This window comes from Bhargavaea sp. CC-171006, from assembly GCF_009761675.1.
GTDB lineage: Bacteria > Bacillota > Bacilli > Bacillales_A > Planococcaceae > Bhargavaea > Bhargavaea changchunensis.
In genome coordinates this window covers 15,110-40,012 of sequence record NZ_QUZH01000027.1, presented here as the reverse complement: position 1 = coordinate 40,012, position 24,903 = coordinate 15,110, and the positions used below count along the sequence as shown (strand labels likewise).

Sequence of the window (24,903 nt, the reverse complement as noted above, 5' to 3'; positions counted from 1 at the left end):
GTCTTCATGCTTCCTTATGTAAAAAGACATTTTGTAAATGATAGATGAAAGATTTCCTTTCAGGAAGTCTTTCCTGTATCAGTTTACAGGCGCTTGGAAGGTTTATAGGACAAAGGAGTGAAACCATTGGAATACGTGATCGAAATGCTCAACATCCGCAAGGAGTTCGGCAATTTCGTGGCTAACGATAATATCACCCTGCAGCTCCGCAAGGGTGAGATCCATGCGCTTCTCGGCGAGAACGGTGCCGGGAAATCCACGCTTATGAACGTGCTTTTCGGACTTTACCAGCCGGAAGGCGGAGAAATCCGGGTCCGCGGCAAGAAAGCGGACATCACCGATCCGAACGTCGCGAACAAACTGGGAATCGGAATGGTCCACCAGCATTTCATGCTGGTCGAAAATTTTACAGTTACCGAAAATATCATTCTTGGCAACGAGCCGAAAAAGAACGGAAGCGTCAATGTGGCAGGTGCCGCGAAGAAAGTGGCAGAACTGTCAAGGCAGTATGGTCTGAACGTTGACCCCACCGCAAAGATCGAAGACATTTCCGTCGGAATGCAACAGCGTGTTGAAATCCTGAAGACGCTATACCGCGGCGCGGATATCCTGATCTTCGATGAACCGACTGCCTCACTGACCCCTCAGGAAATCAGCGAGCTGATCGGTATCATGAAAAAACTGATCGCCGAAGGGAAGTCGATCATCCTCATTACCCACAAGCTTCAGGAAATCATGGATGTATCCGACCGGGTGACCGTCATCCGGAAAGGCAAGGGAATCGGAACGGTCGAGACAGCTGAAACGAATCCGGAGCAGCTGGCATCGATGATGGTCGGACGCCAAGTTACATTCAAGACCGAAAAAGGACCGGCATTTCCGAAAGAGGAGGTCTTGCAGATTGATGGGCTCACCGTGGAGGACATCCGCGGGATTGCCAAGGTCAAAAACCTAAGCCTCAGCATCCGAAAGGGTGAAATCGTCGGCATCGCCGGTATTGACGGCAACGGGCAGTCGGAACTGATCGAGGCGATCACCGGCCTGCGCAAAGTGAAATCGGGAAAAATCCTGATCAGCGGCAAAGACATCACGAACCGAAAGCCGCGGGAAATCACGGAAAGCGGAATCGGCCATATTCCGCAGGACCGCCACAAGCACGGACTGGTGCTTGATTTCCCGATCGGCCACAACATTGGTCTTCAGACATACTACCGGCCTCCTTATTCCAAAGGAGGGATCATGGACTATTCCGCCATCGAGAAAAAAGCGGAAGAAATCATTGCCCAATATGATGTCCGGACGCAGGGCCCGCATGAACCCGCACGCGCGCTTTCCGGAGGGAACCAGCAAAAAGCGATCATCGGGCGGGAAGTCGAGCGGGATCCCGATCTTCTGATAGCGGCACTGCCGACACGCGGGCTCGATGTCGGGGCCATTGAATTCATCCATCGCCGGCTGATCGAGCAGCGGGATAGCGGCAAAGCGGTCCTGCTCGTGTCGTTTGAACTGGATGAAGTCATGAATGTTTCTGACCGGATTGCAGTCATCTATGACGGTTCGATCATAGATACGGTGCTCCCGGCGGAGACCGACGAACAGGAACTCGGTCTGCTCATGGCCGGCCATTCAAGAGAAGCGGCTGCCCGGCAGGCGGAAGAAGGTGTCAGCAAACATGTCGAATAGAATGATTAATCTCCTCGTGCCGGCCATTGCCGTCATCCTCGGCCTGCTGGTCGGGGCGATCGTCATGCTGTTGAGCGGCTATGATCCGGTCGCGGGGTATATCGCACTCTGGCACGGAATTTTCGGTGACTCTTATGCCATCGGGGAAACCATCCGCCAGATCACGCCATACATTCTGGCGGGCCTTGCGGTGGCCTTCGCTTTCCGCACCGGCCTTTTCAACATCGGAGTGGAAGGGCAGCTGATCGTTGGCTGGTTCGCATCAGTCTATGTGGGAGCGGCTTTTGATCTCCCGAAATTCATCCATCTTCCCCTTGCCATCCTGGCGGGGGCTGCAGCAGGGGCACTATGGGCCTTCCTGCCGGGTCTTCTTAAGGCGAAGATGAAAATCCATGAGGTCATCGTGACAATCATGATGAACTATATTGCGCTCCACGTAGTCAACGCACTGATTAAAACGTGGTCAGGCGGCGGGGACAAAACAGACCGGATCCTAGAATCGGCTTCCCTGCGTTCCGAATTCCTATCTTCACTGACCGATTATTCGCGGCTGCACTACGGGATTCTTGTGGCACTGCTGATGGTGGTCGTCATGTGGTTCATCCTTGAAAAGACCACAACCGGCTTTGAGTTGAAGGCAGTCGGCTTCAACGAGCATGCATCCGAGTACGCAGGCATGAAAATCGGCAAGAACATCATTTTGTCAATGGTCATTTCCGGCGCTTTCGCCGGCCTTGCGGGTGCAATGGAAGGGCTCGGTACATTCGGCAATATGTATACGCGCGGCGGCTTCACCGGCATCGGGTTTGACGGAATTGCTGTTGCGCTCCTCGGGGCAAATACCCCGATTGGCGTCATTTTCGGTGCGGTCCTGTTCGGCTCCCTGAAATACGGATCGCTCAACATGCCGAACGCCGCACAGATTCCGGAAGAGGTTGTCCAGATCGTCATCGCCCTCGTCATCTTCTTCGTGGCGTGCGGGTATGCAATCCGTCTCTTCCTGACCAAGATCTCCAAGAATAAGGGGGCGAAGTGACATGGGCTTCCTCGATATCCTTTACTTCATGGTGCCGGTGTCCATCGCCTATGCAGCACCATTGATTTTCACAGCGCTCGGGGGCGTCTTTTCCGAACGGTCCGGTGTCGTCAACATCGCATTGGAAGGGCTCATGGTCATGGGTGCATTCATCGGAATCCTATTCAATCTGTTTTTCTATGATACGTTTGGAGATTGGACGCCGTGGATCGCACTGATCGCCGCAATGGTCGTATCCGGTGTGTTTGCCATCCTGCATGCGGTCGCGTCGATCTCATTCCGGGCCGACCAGGTCGTCTCGGGTGTCGCCATCAACATGCTCGGCCTTGCCATAGCGCTGTTCCTGACGAAAATGATTTTTGACAAGGGACAGACCGACTTCATCAAGAAAGCAATCCCGAATTTTGATGTACCGTTCCTGTCAGACATCCCGGTGATCGGCCCGATGCTCTTCACAGGCATCTACGGTTCGAGCATTCTTGCAATCGTCGCGGCAATCATCACCTGGTATGTGATCTACAAGACGCCATTCGGCCTGCGTCTCCGGTCGGTAGGGGAACATCCGATGGCGGCGGACACAATGGGGGTCAACGTCAACAAGATCCGTTATATCGCCGTCATCATTTCCGGCGCACTGGCGGGAATCGGCGGAGCCATCTATTCCCAGACGATGACCCGCGACTTCGGTCATGCGACGATCAACGGGCAGGGCTTCATGGCCCTCGCCGCGATGATCTTCGGGAAATGGCATCCGATCGGTGCCATGGGGGCGGCCATCTTCTTCGGATTCGCCCAGGCGCTGGCAGTCGTCGGGCCGAGCATTCCGCTCATCAAAGAAATCCCGACAGGATATCTCCACGCACTCCCGTACGTCGTCACGATCCTCGCCCTTGCCGGCTTTATCGGCAAAGCGACCGGTCCGAAGGCGAACGGAAAACCATATATCAAAGGCAGCCGGTAATTCCGGCCGGAGCGGGTCCTTAGGGCCCGCTTTTTATTTTGGCTCAGGAAATATAAAACTTTACGCTGCGGACAATTATTATTCTCATGTAAGCCACCTCCAGTTCCGGCGCACAGAACTATATAAAACGAACAATTGAATCGAACGGAGGAATTTTCTATGGCGATTGCTTGGAGTGGAAGCACGAGACTCCTGCGGGAATAGCATGAGCCGAAGAACCCGCAGGAGTGCAGCGACGAGGGGGCTAAGGCCATGCCCGCGGAAAGTGAGTGCTGGAACGGAAAGCAACCGCCCTTTCTTCATGGGGAACTTTCTTTAGTTGATTCCATATGGCAAACTTCACCCTTCTCCATTGCGATAAGTCAACATCGGCTCGTTCCTCACCGTGTTTCCTTGATCTCATTGCGAAGGGCTCCAGTTCGTACGTTGCTGAACGGGCGCTTGCGCTTTCGTACTAAAATCTCTCCAAAGTTTGCCATGCAACTGCCGGGTTGGGTATAGTTAAATTGGTGAATACTTGATACAAATTTGAATGAAAACGAGGTGTCCCATGTTTACGGAAACTCGATTGACTCAAGGCGTCCGACTGTATGTACGAAGGACCGAACAGTTTAAGACGTTGACGTTCTCCATCCGCTTCAAGCAGCCGCTCACTGCGGAAGGGGCTTCCGAGCGGGCTGTTCTGGCCAATATTCTGGAAGACAGCACAGAGGCCTATCCGAGCCGGGCCGCACTCCGGCAGGCACTCGAGACGATGTATGGAACTCTTTACTATACAGATGTCGGCAAACGCGGCGGCTACCATTACTTATCATTGAACGCGGAATGTGTGGATGACCGCCTGATCCGTGATGAAGACATCGCCGATTGGACGATCCGCCTTCTGGCCGATGCCGTTCTCCGCCCGAATCTCCAGGACGGCACTTTCAAATCCCAGGTGTTTGAGCGGGAAAAGCAGACCGTTCTGGAGCGCGTCCGCTCCCTGTACGATGATAAGACCCGCTATGCACAGCAGCGGCTGCTGACATTGCTGCGGCCGGAGGGACCCGAGTCCATCAGGGCCACCGGTGAAGAAACCCATCTGGAAGCGCTGACTCCCGAGAAAGTCATGGAGGCATATCGCCGGATGATCAGCGAAGATGAGATAGAGATCTATGTCGTTGGGGCGGTCGATGAGGAAGCGATCACCACCTCGCTTAAGGAAGCTTTCCACTTCGAGGAGCGTGTTCCGGCCGTACTTCCTGAAAAGGCCGTCCGCGGAACCGGCAAGCAGGGCCGGGTTTCGGAAAAGCAGAACATGAAGCAGGGCAAGCTCCATATCGGATTCAGCACACCTGTGATGTTCGGCACGGAGGACTTCCCGAAGATGCAGCTGACAAACGGCATTTTCGGAGGTTTCCCTCACTCCAAGCTGTTCATGAACGTCCGGGAAAAGGAGAGCATGGCATACTATGCCGCCAGTTCCTATCTGTCCCGCTACGGGCTCATCACCGTTTCGGCAGGAATCGATGCGGACCTCGCCGACAAAGCGGTGAAACTGATCGATGAACAGCTGGAAGCGATGAGGGCAGGGGAAATTACGGACACCGAGCTTGGCCAGACAAAGGCCATGCTCGCCAACCAGCTTCGTGAAGCGCTGGATTCCTCTAGGGGCCAGATCGAGATCTTTGATCAGTATAAGGACTTGCCCGGCGGTTTCACCCCTGAAGGATGGATCGCGAAGTGGGAGCCTGTGACGGCAGACGATATCCGGAACATGGCCGGGAAGATCGACCGCCAGCTGGTCTACCTGCTTTCCGGAAAGGAGGAATCGGCAGATGAAAACGCTTGAGTACAGCCGAGTCAACGAAACGCTTTACCATGAGACCCTGCCGAATGGGCTGCAGGTGTTTATCCTGCCGAAATCCGGTTTTTCCAAGACCTATGTCTCATTCACGACCAGATACGGCTCCGTGGACAACACCTTCATCCCGCTGGGCAAGGATGAAATTGTCCGGGTCCCCGATGGCATCGCTCACTTCCTCGAACACAAGATGTTCGAAAAGGAAGATGGGGATGTCTTCCAGAAGTTCGGGATGAACGGGGCGTCCGCAAACGCCTTTACATCATTTACCCGTACCGCCTATCTGTTTTCTGCGACGGAGAATCTCTATCCGAACACTGAACTTCTTCTGAATTTCGTTCAGGCGCCTTATTTCACAGAGGAGACCGTCGAAAAGGAGAAAGGAATCATTGGGCAGGAAATCACGATGTATGACGACCTGCCGGACTGGCGTGCCTACTTCGGTACGATTGAGAATCTCTACAAGGAGCACCCGGTGAAGATCGACATTGCCGGAACGGTCGAGTCGATTTCCAAAATTACCGCGGATCACCTGTATGAGTGCTACCACACGTTCTACCATCCATCCAACATGCTCGTATTCGCGGTTGGAGCGGTTGATCCCGAAGAGATGATGACGTTCATCCGGGACAACCAGGCAGCGAAGACATTTGATAAGCCGGAGCGGATCGTCCGCCAATTCCCTCAGGAGAAGATGGAAGCGGCAGTGAAGGAAGGCAGTCTCGAAATGGATGTTTCAAAACCGAAAGTCCATCTCGGCATCAAGCTTCCGGCACTCGCGCAAGAGGGATTGGAGGGTCTGAAGCAGGAGCTTTCTTATCAGATCATGATGGATCTCCTGTTCGGAAAGACTTCCAAGTTCTACACGGACGCATATGAAGAGGGCCTGATCGACGAATCGTTCTCCACCGACTTTACAGCGGAAGAAGGATTTGCCTTTTCGGTGATCGGCTCTGACAGTGCCAAACCGGAGGAACTGACGCGGAAGATTCAGGACACCCTGCAGTGGGCTTCCGAGAAATTCCCGTTCGGCCAGGAAGACCTCGACCGTCAGCGGAGAAGACGCATCGGCTTCTTCATGCGCGCACTGAACTCTGTTGAATACATCGCGAACCAGTTCACCCGCTATGCATTCAATGGGATGAACCTGTTTGACACCGTCACAGCACTGGAGGCGCTGGAAGTGAAGGATCTCCAGGAAGTCCTCGTGCCGCTCACAGATGAGAAGGCGCGCACCGTATTTACGGTAAAACCTCCGGCGAACAAAGGGTGATCCCGCTCAAGACGGCGGCGGTGCTCGGAGCCTCCGGCGGAATCGGTACTGCGGTAGCGGAGCGGCTTGCCGCTTCCGGCTGGTCGCTTTATCTCCATTACAATTCCTCCCGGCAGTCCGCGGCAGAGCTGGAGCTCCGTCTGGCAAAGGCGTATCCGGAACAAAGGTTCATTGCGGTGCAGGCGGATTTTGCCGCTCCGGATGGAGGAGAACGTCTTGCTGCCGTCACCGGAGATCTTCGGGCCGTCGTCTCCTGCACAGGCCAGGGGATGACCAAGCTGCTGACGGACACCGACATGAATGACATGGATGAACTCTGGCGTGTCCATGCGGCCAATCCCATGCGTTTTATCGGATTGGTTTCAGAAAAACTGCGGCGGCATCCTGTTTCCCATGTGGTCATGATCGGCTCGATCTGGGGCGATGCCGGAGCCGCCGGGGAAGTGGCCTACTCATCGGTCAAGGGGGCGGTCCATGCGTTCGTCAAGGCGTACGCAAAGGAAGCGGCTGCCTCGAATGTGCTGGTAAATGCCGTCTCACCAGGGTGGATCGAGACACAGATGAACAGTCACCTTGATGAGGAAGAGCGCAGGATGGCGTTCGGAGAGATCCCGCTTATGCGTCCGGGCACCCCTGAAGATGTGGCCGGAACGGTGGATTTCCTGCTGGGCGAACAGTCACGCTACATCACTGGAGAAATCATCAAAGTCAATGGCGGATGGTATATCTGAACAGACGGCGGACCGGTGCCCACAAGCTCCGGTCCGCTGTTTGATTGGAATGATTTTTGGTGAATCCCCATACACCAAGATATAGATAGGAACGAGAACGCATTTTGACATGAGGAATAAGAAACTGAAGCAGTTAACTATTCACCAGAGTGGGGTTGACAAAGCGAGGGTCCAAAGCGGGAAACCGGTGGATTGTATATCAATATATTGTTCTGGCTATCCCTTTTCTTCAAATGACAAATCCGATATGATAGAAATACATTGCGCATCCGGCGCCGATGGAGGCGACCCAAATTGAGTGAGTGGTACATGGAATATGAGATTGAAGTGAACCGGCCGGGGCTTTTGGGAGAAATCTCCTCCCTTCTCGGACTGTTGCGTGTCAACATCGTGACAATCAACGGTGTGGATCAGGGCAGGAGGGGCATGCTGCTCCGGACTGAGAACGATGATGCCATCGAGCGGTTTGAACTGATCGCCTCGACGATGGATATGATCAATGTCAGGAAACTGAGGCATCCCAAACTTCGTGACGTCCTGGCGGTCCGGCACGGCCGGTACATCCAGCGTGATGCCGATGACAAAAAGACATTCAGGTTTGTACGGGACGAACTCGGTATCCTCGTCGATTTCATGGCCGAGATATTCAAACAGGAAGGACACAAGCTGATTGGCGTTCGGGGCATGCCGCGCGTGGGCAAGACAGAGTCAGTCGTCGCCGCGAGTGTGAGCGCGAACAAAAAGTGGATTTTCCTTTCTTCGACGATGCTCCGCCAGACGGTCCGGAGCCAGCTTGCCGGTGATGAGTTTTCAGCGGACAATGTCTTTATCCTGGACGGGATCGTGACGAGGAAGGCGAGCGACGAGCGGCATATGCAGCTTGTCCGGGAAATCATGCGCCTGCCCGCGATCAAGGTCGTGGAACATCCTGACATGTTCGTGCGTCTTTCTGAGTACACGATGGATGATTTTGACTACATCATTGAGATCCGCCGTGATGAAGATGAAGAAATCACTTACGAGATACTGGAGAAAAACGACAGGATGTCGAGCCGGAGCGGGATGGATTTCGGGTTCAATATTTGATAGGCAGGTGTTTTTGTTGTCCGAATTGGGCGCTCGGCTAAAACAGGCGAGGATGGAGAAAGGTTACTCGCTTGAAGATTTACAGGAAATCACAAAAATTCAGAAACGCTATCTTGCCGCCATCGAGGAAGGCAAGTTCAGCATCATGCCGGGGACATTCTATGTACGGGCATTTATCAAGCAATACGCGGAAGCGGTGAGCCTGGATGCTGATGAGATGCTGGCCATGTATAAGGCGGAGGCACCTGAACCGCTGATTACGGGTGAAAGCGCCGGCATGTCAGCCCCGGCGATGAGACGGACGTCCATGAGGCGCGCAGGCAAGGCTGCAGAAGCGATGCCAAAGATCATTCTTGCGCTTTTCATCGTGGTGGCCATCGGTATCGTCTGGTTCCTGAAGGCCAACCAGGCCGCGGATATGGAACCTGCAGAAGAAATCAACGAAACGGAGAGCACTGTCCAGGTGGAACAAATCGGTCCTGAAGACGCAGAAGATGCGGCGCCTGCAGAAGACGCCGATTCTGATGAAGAAGAGTCCGCACAGGAAAAGCCTTCTGAAGAAGCGGATGAGCCCGCAGAACCGAAAACCGAACTTGCAGTGGACAAGTCCGAAGGAGAGAACACCTTTTACAACCTGAAGGGCACCGACAAGGTGAGCGTCGAATTGTCCGGAAAGGGCCGGTCCTGGCTCTCCGTCACTGACAATACCGGGAAGCAGTACTTGAGCAAGAGCCTCGAAAAAGGACAGACAGAGACCATCGAGGCAGAGGGTATACAGTGGCTCCGCTTCCGGATCGGTTATGTGCCGGGCGTGGAAATCACAGTGAACGGAAGTCCGCTCGACTATGCAATTTCCGGAAAGGAACGGGTTACGCAAAACATCATTATCCAGCTCGGTGCTGAACAATAGTCATCTCCAGGGATGACTTATTTTTTTTGAAAGGCGGAGTAATTCATGAATTTACCCAATAAAATCACAGTGGCCAGAGTCCTGCTCATTCCGGTATTCATCCTGTTCATGCTGGTCGACTTCGGAATGGGCAATATCCGTGCAGGCGGTGTGGAACTTCCGGCCGAACACCTGATCGGCGGCCTTATCTTTATTGTCGCGGCGCTGACCGACTGGTTCGACGGCCATCTGGCCCGCAAATATAATCTTGTCACGAACATGGGCAAGTTCCTTGACCCCTTGGCAGATAAGCTGCTTGTATCCTCGGCACTGATCATCCTCGTTGAAATGGGCTTTGCGCCTTCATGGATTGTCATTATCATCATCAGCCGCGAATTTGCGGTGACCGGCCTGCGTCTGATCCTTGCCGGCGGCGGTGAAGTCGTGGCGGCAAATATGCTTGGGAAGATCAAAACGACCGCACAGCTTCTTGCCACCATCTTCCTGCTGCTCCACAATATCTTCTTTGAAGCGGCCGGCATCCCGTTCGGCACGATCATGCTATATGTCGCGCTCGTCTTCACGGTCTGGTCGGGTGTGGACTATTTCTATAAAAACCGCCGTGTTCTGCTGGATTCTATGTAAGGGGGAGTCAATGTGAAAGCCGAAATCATTGCTGTCGGTTCCGAATTGCTTCTGGGGCAGATCAATAACACGAATGCCCGCTACATTTCATCAGGGCTTGCCGAACTGGGCATCAGCGTGCACTTCCATACCGTGGTCGGGGACAATGCCGGAAGACTGGAGGAAGCGATCAGAATCGCAGAATCCCGTTCAGACTTGCTGATCTTCACAGGAGGGCTTGGACCGACGAAGGATGATCTGACGAAGGAAACCATTGCCCGTCATGCCGGTACCCGACTGGTCTATGACGATGAGGCGCTCGTATCGATCCGTGCGTGGTTTGAACGAATGGGCCGTGAAATGACGGACAACAACAAAAAGCAGGCACTGATCCTTGAGGGGGCAACAGTTCTGCAGAACCATCATGGGATGGCGCCTGGCATGCTGTTTTCCGCAGGCAACCGCCACTATCTTCTCATGCCCGGACCGCCCAAAGAAATGGAACCGATGTTCACTGTACAGGCAAAACCGCTACTTGCCCGGATCGCCGGCTTCACAGGTCCGATCGTCTCGCGTGTGTTCCGGTTCTACGGAATCGGGGAAGCCGAACTGGAGCATCGCTTGTCGGCTCTTCTGGATAACCAGACAAATCCGACACTTGCCCCGCTTGCTTCTGACGGTGAAGTGACCATCCGTGCGACCGCGAAGGCGGACACTGTAGAGGAAGCGGCAGGATTGCTCGATGGCGCGGAAACCGAAATCCGCAAAATTGTCGGCCAGTACCTGTACGGTTACGATGATGAGACTCTGGTCTCGAAGGCCGCTTCACTCCTGCTCGGAAACGGGCTCACCATCTCCGCTGCAGAAAGCCTCACCGCCGGACTGTTCATGTCCGAGCTTGCCGAACAGCCCGGCATCAGCGGCGCGCTGGCGGGGGGTGTCGTGACCTATACTGCAGATGCAAAAAAAGCACAGCTTGGTATACCCGCTTCGATTTTGGAAGAAAAGGGAGTCGTCAGCGAGGAAACGGCCTCGGCAATGGCAAAAGCGGTCCGTGAAAAGTTCGGCACTGATTACGGGGTCGGACTGACGGGGGCGGCAGGGCCGGATCCGCATGACGGGAAGCCGGGCGGCACGGTCTGGGTCGCAATAGCATCCGGCCGGGACGTCCGGACACGGGAACTGCTGCTGTCCGGAATGAGGAATACCAACCGGATCCGGGCGGTGAAATCAGCCATGCATATGCTGATCCGGATGATCGGCGACACAGCCATCGGGAATAAATAATTAATTATGATGAGGCGCCGCAAAATTCAATTTCGGCGCCTTTTCCGATGCGAAAATCAAAAAACGGGAAGTATGATACGCACAAGTTTCAAATATCGCCTGTATAAAAATCGAATGGATGTTCGCTTTTTTCTTGTGTTTTTCTCAATAACCGAGTATAGTAGAGACAGATAGAAAACCAGCATATACCCATGAGGAGGAACAAGTTTGAGCGATCGCAAAGCTGCATTGGATATGGCACTGAAACAGATTGAAAAACAATTCGGGAAGGGTTCTGTCATGAAACTGGGCGAGAAGACGGACCGTGAGATCTCGACGTCCTCGAGCGGTTCCCTCACGCTTGACGCCGCACTCGGCGTAGGCGGATACCCGCGCGGACGGGTCGTAGAAATCTACGGCCCGGAGAGCTCGGGTAAGACGACGGTTGCGCTCCATGCCATCGCGGAAGCCCAGGCGGCAGGCGGACAGGCCGCCTTCATCGATGCCGAGCATGCTCTTGACCCGGTCTACGCACAGAAACTGGGCGTCAATATCGACGAGCTCCTCCTTTCCCAGCCGGACACGGGAGAACAGGCTCTTGAAATCGCAGAAGCGCTTGTACGCAGCGGCGCGATCGACATCATCGTCATCGACTCCGTTGCGGCGCTCGTGCCGAAAGCGGAAATCGAAGGCGAAATGGGCGATTCCCATGTCGGCCTCCAGGCCCGTCTCATGTCCCAGGCGCTCCGGAAGCTTTCCGGTGCGATCAATAAATCGAAGACCATTGCAATCTTCATCAACCAGATCCGTGAAAAGGTCGGCGTCATGTTCGGCAACCCGGAAACCACACCGGGCGGCCGTGCGTTGAAGTTCTACAGTTCCGTCCGTCTTGAAGTGCGCCGTGCGGAGTCGATCAAGCAGGGCAATGACTTCGTCGGCAACCGCACAAGGATCAAGGTCGTCAAAAACAAGGTGGCTCCACCGTTCCGTACGGCGGAAGTCGACATCATGTACGGTGAAGGGATTTCCAAGGAAGGCGAAATCATCGACCTTGGCGCAGAAGAGGATGTCGTCCAGAAAAGCGGTTCCTGGTACTCATACAATGGCGAACGCCTTGGTCAGGGCCGCGAGAATGCGAAACAGTTCCTGAAGGAAAACCCGGATATCCGCCAGGAGATCGCCGGGAAAATCCGTGATGCCTATGGCCTGAACGGTCCTCAGGTGGCTATTGAAGAGGAAGAAGAGTCAGAAGACGAAATCTTCGACCTGCTCATCGAAGAAGACAAGTAAGAACCGGTCCGGCTTCGGACCGTTGACGGCCGGCAGCGGCGCCTCTTCTCTCCTGAGAATTGAGGTGCGGCTGCCGGTCTATTTTCATTGCGGACTGCCGCACAGGAAAAGGCCGGAAACGGCTTTCTTCCCACCTTGACAGCGCTTTTTACCGCCGGTACAATTGAAGATGGATAGATTTATCCAATGACCATCATGACAATTTTATGCAAGACCGGCATGAACAGCATGAATGCCCGGCTTGACGCCGGGATGGTTTAACAGACGAATGAAAGCAGGGGGAGGTGACCTAAATGGTTGAAGTGATCATCTCCGCTTTGCTCGGACTCATCGTCGGTGCAGTTGTTGGCTATTTTGCCTTAAAACAAGTGAACGATTCCAAAGTGACCGGTGCGAAGCAGTCTGCCGAATCCATCGTGGAAGACGGCAGGCGCGAAGCGGAGGCACTGAAAAAAGAAGCGCTACTTGAAGCGAAAGATGAAACTCACAAACTACGGACAGAAGCCGAATCGGACATCCGGGAACGCCGCTCAGAACTTCAGCGGCAGGAAAACCGGCTGTTGCAGAAGGAAGAGAATCTTGACCGCAAGGAGGATGCGCTGAACAAACGTGAAGCGGGTCTGGAGCGCAAGGAAGACGCTTTGGCCGAACGACAACAGCATATCGCACAGATGGAGAGCAAGGCGGAACAGCTTATGAGCGATCAGCAGACTGAGCTGGAACGCATATCGGCCCTTACCCGGGAAGAGGCACGGCAGCTGATCCTTTCGGAAGTGGAAACAGAGCTTTCGACGGACATCGCTGTCATGACCAGGGAGGCCGAACTGCGGGCGAAGGAAGATTCAGACAAGAAGGCCCGCGAAATCCTGTCACTGGCCCTGCAGCGTTTTGCTGCCGACCACGTGGCGGAAACGACTGTATCGGTGGTCAATCTGCCGAATGATGAGATGAAGGGCAGGATCATCGGACGGGAAGGGCGCAACATCCGTACTTTGGAAACACTGACCGGCATCGATCTCATCATCGACGATACACCGGAAGCGGTGATCCTTTCAGGCTTCGATCCGATCCGCCGTGAAATTGCCCGGCTGGCTCTCGAGAAGCTGGTGCAGGACGGGCGGATCCATCCGGCACGCATCGAAGAGATGGTGGAGAAATCCCGCAAGGAGGTCGACGAGCAGATCCGCGAAGCGGGCGAGCAGACGACCTTCGATCTCGGGATCCACAACCTCCATCCGGATCTCATCAAGATCATCGGCCGCCTCAAGTATCGGACAAGCTATGGCCAGAATGTCCTGAAACACTCGAAGGAAGTGGCCTACCTGTCCGGACTTCTCGCAGCCGAGCTCGGGTTCAAGGATTCCGACATCGCGCTTGCGCGGCGCGCGGGACTGCTTCATGACATCGGGAAGGCGATCGACCACGAAGTCGAAGGCAGCCACGTCGAAATCGGAGTCGAGCTCGCCACCAAGTACAAGGAGCATCCGGTTGTCATCAACAGCATCGCATCCCACCACGGGGATACGGAGCCGACATCGGTCATCGCCATTCTTGTGGCGGCCGCAGACGCCCTGTCGGCTGCGCGCCCGGGTGCAAGGAGCGAGACGCTGGAGAACTACATCCGCCGTCTTGAAAAACTCGAGGAAATTGCCGAAGACTACGATGGTGTCGAGAAGTCCTACGCCATCCAGGCAGGACGGGAAGTCCGCATCATCGTACGTCCGGATCAGGTGGACGACATCACGGCCCACAGGCTCGCGAGGGATATCCGGAAACGGATCGAAAGCGAACTGGATTATCCGGGCCATATCAAAGTGACTGTCATCCGGGAGACCCGGGCGGTCGAATACGCAAAATAACAGCATGAACAGGCTTCCTGGAAAATGTCCGGGAAGCCTTTTTCATTGCTGAAACAGGACGGGAGAGAACCAAGTGAAAATTCTGTTCATCGGAGATATTGTCGGCGAGCCCGGCATGGAAATGGTCAGGCGTACATTGCCGGGCCTTCGGAGAAAGTATGCACCCGACGTAGTGATCGCCAACGGAGAAAACGCAGCATCCGGCAAGGGGCTGAGGCGCCAGGATTATGATGACCTCATCTTCGGGGGCGTTGACGTCATCACGATGGGAAACCACACATGGGACAAAAAAGAGATTTTCGATTTTATCGACGGTGCCGACGGACTTATCAGGCCGGCGAACTTCTCGCCGGAAGCGCCGGGCCGCGGAATGACGACCATTTCTAAGGAAGCTGGCCTGCTGACGGTCATCAATCTGCATGGGCGCGCATTCATGCCGCCCCATGACGATCCGTTTGAAGCGGCAGACCGGCTGATTGCCCAGGCCAGGGAGGAGTCTCCGCTGGTGTTCGTCGATTTCCATGCGGAAGCGACAAGCGAGAAAATTGCGATGGGATGGCATCTGGACGGCCGGGTGTCTGCCGTGGTCGGAACGCATACCCACGTGCAGACGGCGGATGAGCGGATTCTGCCTGGCGGAACTGCATATCTCACAGATGCAGGTATGACCGGACCATATGATGGGATTCTCGGCATGAAAAAAGAAGAAGTGCTTTACCGCTTCCGAACAAATCTTCCTGCCCGCTTTGAAGTTCCGAAAAAAGGACGCACACAGCTTGGCGGATTTTTCGTAGAAGCGGATGCGGGATCCGGTAAGGCGATCCGCTGCGAACGCATACTTATCAATGACGACCATCCTCTAAAGTACTGATACAGCCATCTGGCTGGGTGTTCATGCGCTATCCGCACCTCGCATACAATAAGGCATGGAAGAGACCGGTTCCATGAAAGCGGAAAAACAGGAGGGATAGGCATGGACTCATTGAAAGTATCCTCACGATCCAATCCGAATTCTGTCGCAGGAGCACTCGTCGCGGTTATCCGGGAGAAAGGATATGCGGAAATGCAGGCTGTAGGGGCCGGAGCGCTCAACCAGGCCGTCAAGGCCGTCGCTATTGCAAGAGGATTTGTCGCACCAAGCGGCAATGACCTGACCTGCTCGCCTGCCTTCACCGACATCCTGATCGCCGGAGAGGAACGGACAGCGATGAAACTGCTCGTGGAAAAAAGAAAACGATGAACTGTCGGCCTCCCTCTTCGGGGGGCCGTTCGGTTTTCTGAGATGCCGGCGAGGGAACGAGATGTGTCAATGTGCCGACATTCGGGCGCCCGGCTTGTCTGGCCGCGTCACTGTCTCGTATAATGGGGAAAACATCCGGTTTCCGGCCGGTTAAATTTGTCCGATTGCCGCCCCGGCAAAGAGCGGACGGCAGAAAAGGTGGATATGATGGAAAAGACATACACAAAACACGAAATCATCGAAAAGGCGAAAGAACTTGCCGAGATGATTGCACAGACGGAAGAGGTTGACTTCTTCAAGCGTGCAGAAGCTCAAATCAACGACAACCAGAAAATCAGGGAAAAGATCGCCAGTCTGAAGAGCCTTCAAAAACAGGCTGTCAACTTCCAGCAGTACGGCAAGGAACGTGCACTCGGACTCGTGGAAAATAAAATCGAACAAATCGAGAAAGAAATAGACGAAGTTCCGATCGTGCAGGAGTTCAAGCAGTCCCAGATCGATGTGAATCAGCTGCTTCAGCTTGTGTCCAACACGATCGCAAACAATGTGACCAATCATATCATCGAGTCGACCGGCGGCGACGTGCTCCGCGGCGAGACCGGCTCCATGGTCCGCAATGCTCCCGGCGGCAAGAAATAAAAAGAAAGTCCGAAGGAAGAATTTCCTTTGGGCTTTTTTCACTTCCTGGGCGAATGTTGCATAGGATGGAAGTGAACCGAAGAAGGAGGGTTGACCCTGAAAAACTTACGGCAGATTGTCACGAAAGCGGTAGTTGCCAAAGGGAAGAAGAGATCGGAGTCGACGGAGGTGCTCCGGCCGCCGAATAAGCCGTCGGGCATCCTGGGCTGCTGGATCATCAATCACACCCATCAGTCCAAGAAGTATGGCAAGTATGTGGAGGTGTACGGCAAGTTCGACATCAACGTCTGGTACTCTCACCATGATCATTCGAAGACGTCGGTTTACACGGAAACGATCAGCTACAAGGACCGTGTCCGGCTTCATTATCGTGATGGAGCGACCGGCGGCCAGGAAGATGTGTACATCAAGGTCATCCAGCAGCCGAACTGCACCGAAGCGATCATCACCAAATGCGGAGAGAAATTCAGCGTTTCGGTCGAGCGTGAACTCCTTGCCGAGGTGGTCGGGGAGACGAAGGTGTGCGTACAGGTCCATCCGGTTGATTTTGAGGAAGAATGGCGTTTTGACGATGAGAGTTCCTCTTCCTCTTCATCTTCATCAGGGGGACATGGGGAAGAAAAGGACTATAAAAAAGACTTTGGCAGCGAAAAGGGCGATTCAGACAAGGATTCCAGTTCGTATTAAGAGGCCGGGGAGCTTCCCCGGCTTTTTCTGTTGTGCCGGGTCTCTGATATAATTGAAGGAATACTGAGGTTTACGGGAGTTGTGGCAACGATGGCAGTGAAAACATTGACACCAATGATGAGACAGTATCTGGAGATCAAAGAAGATTATAAAGACGCCTTCCTGTTTTTCAGGCTCGGCGATTTCTACGAGATGTTTTTCGAGGATGCGCTGAATGCTTCGCAGATTCTTGAAATCACCCTGACATCCAGGGATGGCGGCCAGTCCGGTAAAATTCCGATGTGCGGTGTTCCGTATCATTCATCGGCCGGATATATCGAGACGCTTGTCCGCAAGGGATATAAGGTTGCAATATGTGAGCAGACGGAAGACCCGGCACTGGCCAAGGGGATCGTCCGGCGGGAGGTCATCCAGCTGATCACTCCGGGGACATTGACGGAGGGCCGGACAATCGGGGAAAAGTCGAACATCTACATCGGCTCTGCCGGAAGGACAGAAGATGGTGACTATGCACTTGTGCGAATTGACCTGTCAACCGGCGAGGGAACGGCGACCTACGCCGGGCGCGAGCCGAAATCGCTCGTATCGGAGGCGGAAGCACTCCAAATCCGGGAAATCGTCGTGCCGGACGAGCTGTATCTGGAACTGCACGAGCATGCACAGGCCCGTTCCATATTGCTTTCCATCGAGAACGAGGAAGCGGCCCGGGACTGGGAAATGTCGGTCACGGGCTCCTGTCCTGCCCGGATCAGGCCATGCGCTTCCCGCCTTCTCCGCTATCTGGAGCGTACACAGAAGAGGTCGCTGTCCCATCTTCAGCCGATCGTCTACAGGGAGCAGAAATCCGTACTGTCGATCGATCCGAACTCCAGAAGGAATCTGGAGCTGGTCCAGTCAATACGCGGCGGCGGTGAGAAAGGCTCGCTTTTCTGGCTGCTGGATGAAACGGTGACGGCCATGGGCGGCAGGAGACTCAAACAATGGATCCATGAACCGCTGGCCGGAAAGGCCGCAATCCTTGAACGGACTGATGCCGTTGAAGAATTGATTGAAGACTTTTTTGTCCGCGGCGAAGTCCGGGAACTGCTGAAGGGTGTCTATGATATCGAACGGCTTGCAGGAAAGGTGGCGCTAGGCAGTGCGACGGGCCGGGAACTGTCACAGCTGAGACGGTCCCTTTCCCAGGCACACCCGATCCGGGAATCTCTTGAAGCTTCTGATGGTGAGAAGCTGAGACGGCTGGCCGGCATGATCGATCCGTGCGCAGATGTCCTCACCATTCTCGAGCGGGCGATCACTGATGATCCGCCGATCAGCAACAAGGAAGGCGGAGTTATCCGGGAAGGGTATCATGCCCGCCTGGACGAACTGCGGGATGCCTCCAAAAACGGCAAGGACTGGATCGCAGCCCTCGAAGCGGAAGAACGCCGAAAGACCGGCGTCAAATCGCTTAAGATCGGCTACAACAGGGTATTCGGTTACTATATCGAGGTCACCAAGTCGAACGTCCACCTGGTGGACCCGGAACGCTACGAGAGGAAGCAGACGCTTGCCAATGCGGAGCGGTACATCACGCCGGAACTCAAGGAGAAGGAAGCGATCATCCTTAACGCCGACGAGGAGGCGCTCACTCTCGAAGCGGAGCTGTTCCAGGCGGTGAGGGATGAGGTGAAGCGCCATATCCCGGCCATCCAGGCATTGGCTGACCGGCTGAGCACGCTGGATGTCCTCACCGCGTTTGCGGAAGTTTCAGAGAAATACCGGTTTGTAAAACCCGTCTTCAATGAAGGGCGGGAGATGAAAATCATCGGAGGCCGGCACCCGGTGGTGGAAAAGATGCTGGATGACGGAACGTATGTCCCGAACGACTGCGTTCTGGATGAAGGGTCTAACATGCTGCTGATCACGGGACCGAATATGTCAGGCAAGAGTACATACATGAGGCAGGTTGCGCTGACTGTCATCATGGCGCAGATCGGCTGTTTTGTCCCCGCTGACCGAGCCGAACTTCCGGTGACCGATCAGATTTTCACGCGCATCGGAGCTGCAGATGATCTGGCCGGCGGCCAAAGCACGTTCATGGTCGAGATGATGGAATCCAGGTTGGCCCTTGCGAACGCGACTCCGGACAGCCTGCTTCTCTTTGACGAGATCGGGAGGGGGACATCCACTTATGACGGTATGGCACTTGCTCAGGCGATGATGGAACATATCCATGATCATATCGGGGCCAATACGCTGTTCTCCACGCACTATCATGAACTGACCGGGCTTTCTGAGACGCTCGGCCGGCTGAAAAACGTGCATGTGGCAGCAGCCGAACAAAGCGGCCGTGTCATTTTCCTTCATAAAGTGAAAGACGGTGCGGCGGACAAGAGCTATGGAATCCAGGTTGCGGAACTTGCGGGACTTCCGGATAACGTTATCCGCCGGGCTGAAGAACTGCTTGGTGAATTTGAAGCTGAAAGGCCTGACTCAGAGACGCGTACGGAACCGGAAGGCCAGCTGTCGCTCTTCGACGAAAACGCGGGAGAAAAGGGCCCCGCTAAGGAAGATGCAGACGACTCCGGGCTGGCCGTCGAGATCGAAGGCCTGGATCTTCTGCGCATGACGCCGATGGATGCTTTCCAATGGCTCCACGGCATGCAGGAAAGACTGAAACGGAACGGAAGGTGATCGGATGGGACAAATCGTTCTGATGGATGAACCGCTGTCCAACAAAATCGCTGCCGGTGAGGTGGTGGAGCGTCCCGCATCCGTCGTCAAGGAGCTGGTGGAAAACGCCATCGATGCCGGGGGGACTTCCATCGAGGTGAGGCTGGAGGAAGCCGGGCTTTCTTCGATACGGGTGACGGATAACGGCAAGGGAATGGATACGGAAGATGCCCTTCTCTGTTTTTCAAGGCATGCGACAAGCAAGATCGGCAACGAACATGACCTGTTCAGGATCCGGACACTGGGCTTCAGGGGAGAGGCGCTGGCCAGTATCGCCGCCGTCTCAAAAGTGGATATGCAGACGTCCGACGGTGAATCCGGCGGGTGCAGGATCCGCATCGAGGGCACACGCCTTGTCGAACAGGAACCGGCCGCATACCGGAGAGGAACCGACATCACGGTTTCACAGCTATTCTTCAACACGCCGGCACGCCTGAAGTATATGAAGACGATCCAGACAGAGCTTGGCCATTCCATCGACTTCATGAACCGGGCAGCCCTCAGTCATCCGGATATCGCGTTCCGCCTGGTGCACAACGGCCAGGAACATCTTCGGACGTCCGGAAGCGGAAATCTCCTCAAAGTCATTTCGGACATCTATGGACCGGGGACCGCACGAAAGATGCTTTCATTTGAAGGCGAATCTGCAGATTATGAGGTATCGGGCTTTTGTGCGTTGCCGGAGATCACCCGTGCCTCCAAAAACTACATGACAGTTCTTGTGAACGGACGCTGGGTCAAAAGCTATCCGATTACAAACGCCGTGATCGCTGCCTATCATACCTTTCTGCCGATCGGCCGCTTTCCGATTGCCGTCATCGACGTCAAGGGCGACCCGTATCTGACAGATGTGAATGTGCATCCTGCCAAACAGCAGATCCGGCTAAGTAAAGAGCCGGAGCTCTGCGCGCTGATCCGAGAAGCGGTCCGAAAGGCGGTGTCCGGTGCAATCGGTGCGCCGGCAGCAAAACCTCCGAAGGAAATACGCCCGAAAACGGAACAGACTTCCCTCTGGCACCAGCAGGAAAGGGAAAACCGGGTCTTGCCGGAAATCGGGAAGACGGTTTATCGTCCGGCTTCAATCCCTCCGGAAGATTTTAAGGATGAAGGGGAATCGGAAAGGACGGGAACTTCAGCCGAAGGAGGCTTGCCGTTACCGTCAGCCGCAAGCGGGTTGATGGAAGACAACCTCCGCCGGCAACCGGCAGCCCAGATGATAGCCGACCCATCAGTCCGCAATGAGGAAACGGATGCCCATGACATCAGTGACAGTCCCCTTGCAGATGGGGAACATTTGGAGGAGGGGCAAACCAGAAAAGTGCCGTTCAGTCAGCTGGAGGTTGTCGGGCAGATTCACGGTACATATATCGTGGCCCAAAGCACGGACGGTTTTTATCTTGTGGACCAGCATGCCGCCCAGGAACGGATCAAGTACGAGTATTTCCGTGAAAAGGTAAAACGCGCGGACGGCAACGAACGGCAGACACTCATGATTCCGTTGACGTTCCACTATCCGCCTGATGATATGGAAAGGATTCGCGAGCTGCGCGGTACACTGGCTTCCGTCGGTGTTGAGATGGAGGAGTTCGGCAACCGGACTTTTGTCGTGCGCGAACATCCCGCATGGTTTCCCGGAGGCTCGGAAAAAGAAATCATCGAGGCACTCGTCGAGCAGGCACTGGCCGAGAGAAGGACTGATATCGGAAAATTGCTTGAGGAGACGGCCATTCTCATGAGCTGCAAGCGGTCGATCAAGGCGAACCATTACCTGACACGGGCTGATATGGAGCGGCTGCTGCATGATCTTGGGCAGGCAGAAAGTCCATACACTTGCCCGCACGGCCGGCCGGTCATCATCCATTTCTCCACATACGAAATCGAGAAGATGTTCAAGCGTGTGATGTAACACGAAAGGGGCGAGCATGTTGGAAAACTATATTCTGTCGATCGACCAGGGGACGACCAGTTCACGTGCCATTTTGTTTGACCGGGAGGGCCGGGTGGTCCATTCCGCGCAGCAGGAGTTCAGGCAGTATTTTCCGCATCCCGGTTGGGTGGAGCATGATGCCAATGAAATTTGGGGGTCAGTCCTTTCCTGCATTGCCGCAGTGATGACCGAAAGCGGAGTCGGCCACGAACAGATTGGGGCGATCGGCATCACGAACCAGCGGGAAACAACCGTCATCTGGGACCGGAAGACCGGGCGTCCTGTCCATCATGCCATCGTCTGGCAGTCACGCCAGACACAGCCGATCATCAATGAACTAAAGGAATCCGGGCATGAGGATCTGTTCAGGAAAAAGACCGGATTGGTGCTGGACCCTTACTTTTCAGGGACAAAGGTGAAGTGGATCCTTGACAAGGTCGAGGGGGCCAGGGAAAGGGCGGAGTCGGGGGACCTGCTGTTCGGTACGATCGACAGTTTTCTGATCTATAAACTTTCCGGCGGTGCCGTCCATGTGACCGATGTGACGAATGCTTCCAGAACCCTTCTCTTCAATATCCACGAAATGAAGTGGGATGACGAACTGTGCGGTATTCTCGGCATTCCGATGAGGATGCTGCCTGAAGTGAGGCCTTCCTCTGAAGTATATGCCCACACGGACCCTTCGGTCTTTTTCGGCGGGAAGGTGCCGATCGGCGGGGCAGCGGGCGATCAGCAGGCAGCCTTGTTCGGTCAGGCCTGCTTCGAGAAGGGCATGGCCAAAAATACGTACGGCACAGGGTGTTTCATGTTGGTCAATACGGGCAAACAGCCGACCAAATCCCGTCATGGGCTTTTGACAACAGTCGCCTGGGATATCGGGGAGGGCCCGGTCTACGCTTTGGAGGGCAGTGTGTTCGTAGCAGGATCGGCCATCCAGTGGCTGCGTGACGGCCTTCGAATGCTCCGCAAGGCGGGTGACAGTGAGCAGTATGCCGCCCGGGTCGATTCATCCGACGGTGTGTATGTTGTTCCTGCATTTGTCGGACTCGGGACACCATATTGGGACACGGATGCACGCGGTGCCATTTTCGGCCTGACAAGAGGAACGGAAAAAGAGCATTTTATCCGTGCCACACTGGAGTCCCTGGCATACCAGACAAAGGACGTTCTGGATGCCATGGAAAAAGATGCGGGTATTCCGATCAAGCGTCTTCGTGCGGACGGCGGTGCCGTAGATAACGGATTTCTCATGCAGTTCCAGAGTGATATCCTCCAGTCGGATGTCGAACTGTCCGAACTGAGTGAGACGACCGCATTGGGCGCTGCCTATCTGGCAGGACTGTCGACCGGCTTCTACAAGGACTGTGACGAGATTGCGTCAATGTGGCGTTCCAGGAAACTGTACTCTCCGAAGATGGATCAGGCAGACCGTGACAGCCTATATTCGGGATGGCAAAAAGCGGTTGAAGCGACGCGTTCGTTTAGAATGTGAAGGGAGTGGCGACCATGTTTTCAACATTGCTCAGGCCGAAGATGAAGCAGCATGCCACGAGGTTCCGTTTTGACCTCCTGGTTATCGGTGGCGGGATCACCGGTGCGGGAATCGCACTGGATGCCGTCACCCGGGGAATGTCCGTCCTGCTGGTCGACATGCAGGATTTCGCGGCAGGCACATCCAGCCGGTCGACAAAACTCATCCACGGGGGACTCCGGTATCTGAAGCAGATGGAGCTGAAGATTGTATCGGAAACCGGGCGTGAGCGGAAAGTGGTTTATGAGAACGCCCCCCACGTAACAGAGCCGGAGCGGATGTTGCTTCCGTTCCACAAGGGTGGCACGTTCGGACCGCACATGACTTCTGCCGGGCTCGCCGTGTACGACCGGCTGGCAGGTGTTGAGAAAGATGAGCGCCGGACGATGCTGTCACCGGAAGAAACCCTCCGGCTGGAACCGCTGCTGAAGCGTGAAGGCCTTCTCGGCGGAGGCCACTACGTAGAATACCGGACGGATGATGCCCGGCTGACCATTGAGGTTCTCAAAAAGGCGGCGGAGAAAGGCGCGCTCTGCCTGAACCACTGCAAGGCGGAAAAGCTGATCTATGACGGAGACGGAAAGGTTGCCGGGGCTGAAATCCGAGACCGGCTGGATGGGAGCCTGTTCCGGACCGATGCGGACCATGTCATCAATGCTGCCGGTCCCTGGGTGGATGAGGTGAGGGGCTTGGATGCCATCGACAACGACAAGCATCTCAAGCTCTCGAAGGGTGTCCATATTGTGATTAGCCAGTCGCGTTTTCCGCTCAGGCAGGCTGTTTATTTTGACAGTGCCGACGGGAGGATGATCTTCGCCATACCGAGAGACGGGAAGGCCTATGTCGGTACGACCGATACGTTCTACGGCGGGAATCCTGAAGATGTTGCGGCAGCGGCAGACGATGTGGATTATCTGCTGAAGGCGGCGAACGGCATGTTCCCGGGTCGCGGTCTGGGCAGAGAGGATGTGGAATCCACCTGGGCAGGTGTCCGGCCGCTGATCCATGAAGAAGGCAAGGACCCATCGGAGATTTCGCGGAAGGATGAAATCTGGGAATCTGAATCAGGGCTTCTGACGATGGCCGGGGGCAAGCTGACCGGTTACAGGAAAATGGCCGAAGATGCCGTCGACCGGATCGTCCGGCGTTCAAAGGACCGCACATATGGACCCTGCATCACCAAAGCGCTCCGCCTGTCGGGCGGCGATTTCGACGAACCCGGTGAACTGGAACTGTTTATCGAAGGCAAGGCCAACGAAGCGGAACTTTACGGATTGACCCGGGAAGAAGGGCGTGAGATTGCCGCATTCTACGGAACGAATGCCGATGTGGTGTTCCGTTTTGCCCACGCTGCCGGGGAAGGTGCCGGACTGAGTGCCGCTGTCAGGGGCCGGATCCTTTATGCCATCCACGGAGAAATGGCAGCCACGCCGGCCGACTTCCTTGTCAGAAGAACCAGCTGGATGTTTTTCGATGCCGGCAAGGTACGGATTGAAGGCAAGAAAATTACAGAATACATGGCGGACCTGCTTTTCCTGACCGAAGAAGAGAAGGCACGGATGTTTCAAGAACTCGACCATGCCACCAGTCAGGCGGCAGGTCTGCAAGGAGGCTGACCGATTG

At 55.0% G+C, this 24,903-nt stretch carries 20 protein-coding genes; all 20 read left to right on the top strand.

Going from position 1 to position 24,903, the window contains the following annotated elements:
* Positions 1-126: 126 nt before the first annotated feature.
* A complete protein-coding gene (locus tag DZC51_RS12360) occupies positions 127-1,683 on the top strand; it encodes an ABC transporter ATP-binding protein (RefSeq protein WP_157296357.1) in 1,557 nt (518 codons plus the stop codon).
* Positions 1,673-2,719, top strand: a complete 1,047-nt coding sequence (locus tag DZC51_RS12355; protein WP_157296354.1) for an ABC transporter permease — start codon at positions 1,673-1,675, stop codon at positions 2,717-2,719. Before DZC51_RS12360 ends, DZC51_RS12355 begins: the two co-directional genes overlap by 11 nt.
* A gap of 1 nt (position 2,720) precedes the next feature.
* On the top strand, positions 2,721-3,680 hold the full coding sequence (locus DZC51_RS12350) for an ABC transporter permease (RefSeq protein ID WP_157296353.1): 960 nt from the start codon (positions 2,721-2,723) through the stop codon (positions 3,678-3,680).
* Between the two features lie 550 nt (positions 3,681-4,230).
* Positions 4,231-5,511 carry an EF-P 5-aminopentanol modification-associated protein YfmF gene (yfmF, locus tag DZC51_RS12345; RefSeq protein ID WP_157296351.1) on the top strand — a complete coding sequence of 427 codons (1,281 nt, stop codon included), beginning with the start codon at positions 4,231-4,233 and terminating at the stop codon, positions 5,509-5,511.
* Positions 5,498-6,796: an EF-P 5-aminopentanol modification-associated protein YfmH gene (gene yfmH, locus DZC51_RS12340; RefSeq protein ID WP_157296349.1), complete on the top strand. Its 1,299-nt coding sequence runs from the start codon at positions 5,498-5,500 to the stop codon at positions 6,794-6,796. Before yfmF ends, yfmH begins: the two co-directional genes overlap by 14 nt.
* Entirely contained in the window at positions 6,793-7,527 is a 735-nt protein-coding gene (gene ymfI, locus DZC51_RS12335; RefSeq protein WP_157296347.1) for an elongation factor P 5-aminopentanone reductase, read from the top strand. Before yfmH ends, ymfI begins: the two co-directional genes overlap by 4 nt.
* Before the next feature lie 294 nt (positions 7,528-7,821).
* A complete protein-coding gene (locus DZC51_RS12330; RefSeq protein WP_157296345.1) occupies positions 7,822-8,613 on the top strand; it encodes a DUF3388 domain-containing protein in 792 nt (263 codons plus the stop codon).
* Positions 8,614-8,620: 7 nt separating this feature from the next.
* A complete protein-coding gene (locus DZC51_RS12325; RefSeq protein ID WP_370513694.1) occupies positions 8,621-9,523 on the top strand; it encodes a helix-turn-helix domain-containing protein in 903 nt (300 codons plus the stop codon).
* A 45-nt stretch (positions 9,524-9,568) separates the two neighbouring features.
* Positions 9,569-10,147 carry a CDP-diacylglycerol--glycerol-3-phosphate 3-phosphatidyltransferase gene (gene pgsA / locus DZC51_RS12320; protein WP_157296341.1) on the top strand — a complete coding sequence of 193 codons (579 nt, stop codon included), beginning with the start codon at positions 9,569-9,571 and terminating at the stop codon, positions 10,145-10,147.
* Between the two features lie 12 nt (positions 10,148-10,159).
* Entirely contained in the window at positions 10,160-11,413 is a 1,254-nt protein-coding gene (locus DZC51_RS12315) for a competence/damage-inducible protein A (protein WP_157296339.1), read from the top strand.
* A 207-nt stretch (positions 11,414-11,620) separates the two neighbouring features.
* Entirely contained in the window at positions 11,621-12,682 is a 1,062-nt protein-coding gene (gene recA / locus DZC51_RS12310) for a recombinase RecA (RefSeq protein WP_157296337.1), read from the top strand.
* Positions 12,683-12,975: 293 nt separating this feature from the next.
* Complete coding sequence (gene rny / locus DZC51_RS12305; protein WP_157296335.1) at positions 12,976-14,541, top strand: ribonuclease Y; 1,566 nt, start codon at positions 12,976-12,978, stop codon at positions 14,539-14,541.
* A 73-nt stretch (positions 14,542-14,614) separates the two neighbouring features.
* Positions 14,615-15,412 (top strand): TIGR00282 family metallophosphoesterase, encoded by a 798-nt coding sequence (locus tag DZC51_RS12300; protein ID WP_157296332.1) that lies wholly within the window; start codon positions 14,615-14,617, stop codon positions 15,410-15,412.
* Positions 15,413-15,514: 102 nt separating this feature from the next.
* Positions 15,515-15,781, top strand: a complete 267-nt coding sequence (locus DZC51_RS12295) for a stage V sporulation protein S (protein WP_008297102.1) — start codon at positions 15,515-15,517, stop codon at positions 15,779-15,781.
* A 207-nt stretch (positions 15,782-15,988) separates the two neighbouring features.
* Positions 15,989-16,420 (top strand): YlbF/YmcA family competence regulator, encoded by a 432-nt coding sequence (locus DZC51_RS12290; RefSeq protein ID WP_198304121.1) that lies wholly within the window; start codon positions 15,989-15,991, stop codon positions 16,418-16,420.
* Between the two features lie 96 nt (positions 16,421-16,516).
* On the top strand, positions 16,517-17,107 hold the full coding sequence (gene cotE / locus DZC51_RS12285; RefSeq protein ID WP_232524141.1) for an outer spore coat protein CotE: 591 nt from the start codon (positions 16,517-16,519) through the stop codon (positions 17,105-17,107).
* A gap of 90 nt (positions 17,108-17,197) precedes the next feature.
* Positions 17,198-19,783 carry a DNA mismatch repair protein MutS gene (mutS, locus tag DZC51_RS12280; protein ID WP_232524136.1) on the top strand — a complete coding sequence of 862 codons (2,586 nt, stop codon included), beginning with the start codon at positions 17,198-17,200 and terminating at the stop codon, positions 19,781-19,783.
* A gap of 4 nt (positions 19,784-19,787) precedes the next feature.
* The gene (gene mutL, locus DZC51_RS12275) at positions 19,788-21,728 is read left to right on the top strand and encodes a DNA mismatch repair endonuclease MutL (RefSeq protein ID WP_157296326.1); all 1,941 of its coding nucleotides are present in this window, start codon (positions 19,788-19,790) and stop codon (positions 21,726-21,728) included.
* A gap of 19 nt (positions 21,729-21,747) precedes the next feature.
* On the top strand, positions 21,748-23,241 hold the full coding sequence (gene glpK, locus DZC51_RS12270) for a glycerol kinase GlpK (RefSeq protein WP_157296324.1): 1,494 nt from the start codon (positions 21,748-21,750) through the stop codon (positions 23,239-23,241).
* A 14-nt stretch (positions 23,242-23,255) separates the two neighbouring features.
* On the top strand, positions 23,256-24,896 hold the full coding sequence (locus DZC51_RS12265; protein WP_157296322.1) for a glycerol-3-phosphate dehydrogenase/oxidase: 1,641 nt from the start codon (positions 23,256-23,258) through the stop codon (positions 24,894-24,896).
* Positions 24,897-24,903: the final 7 nt, after the last annotated feature.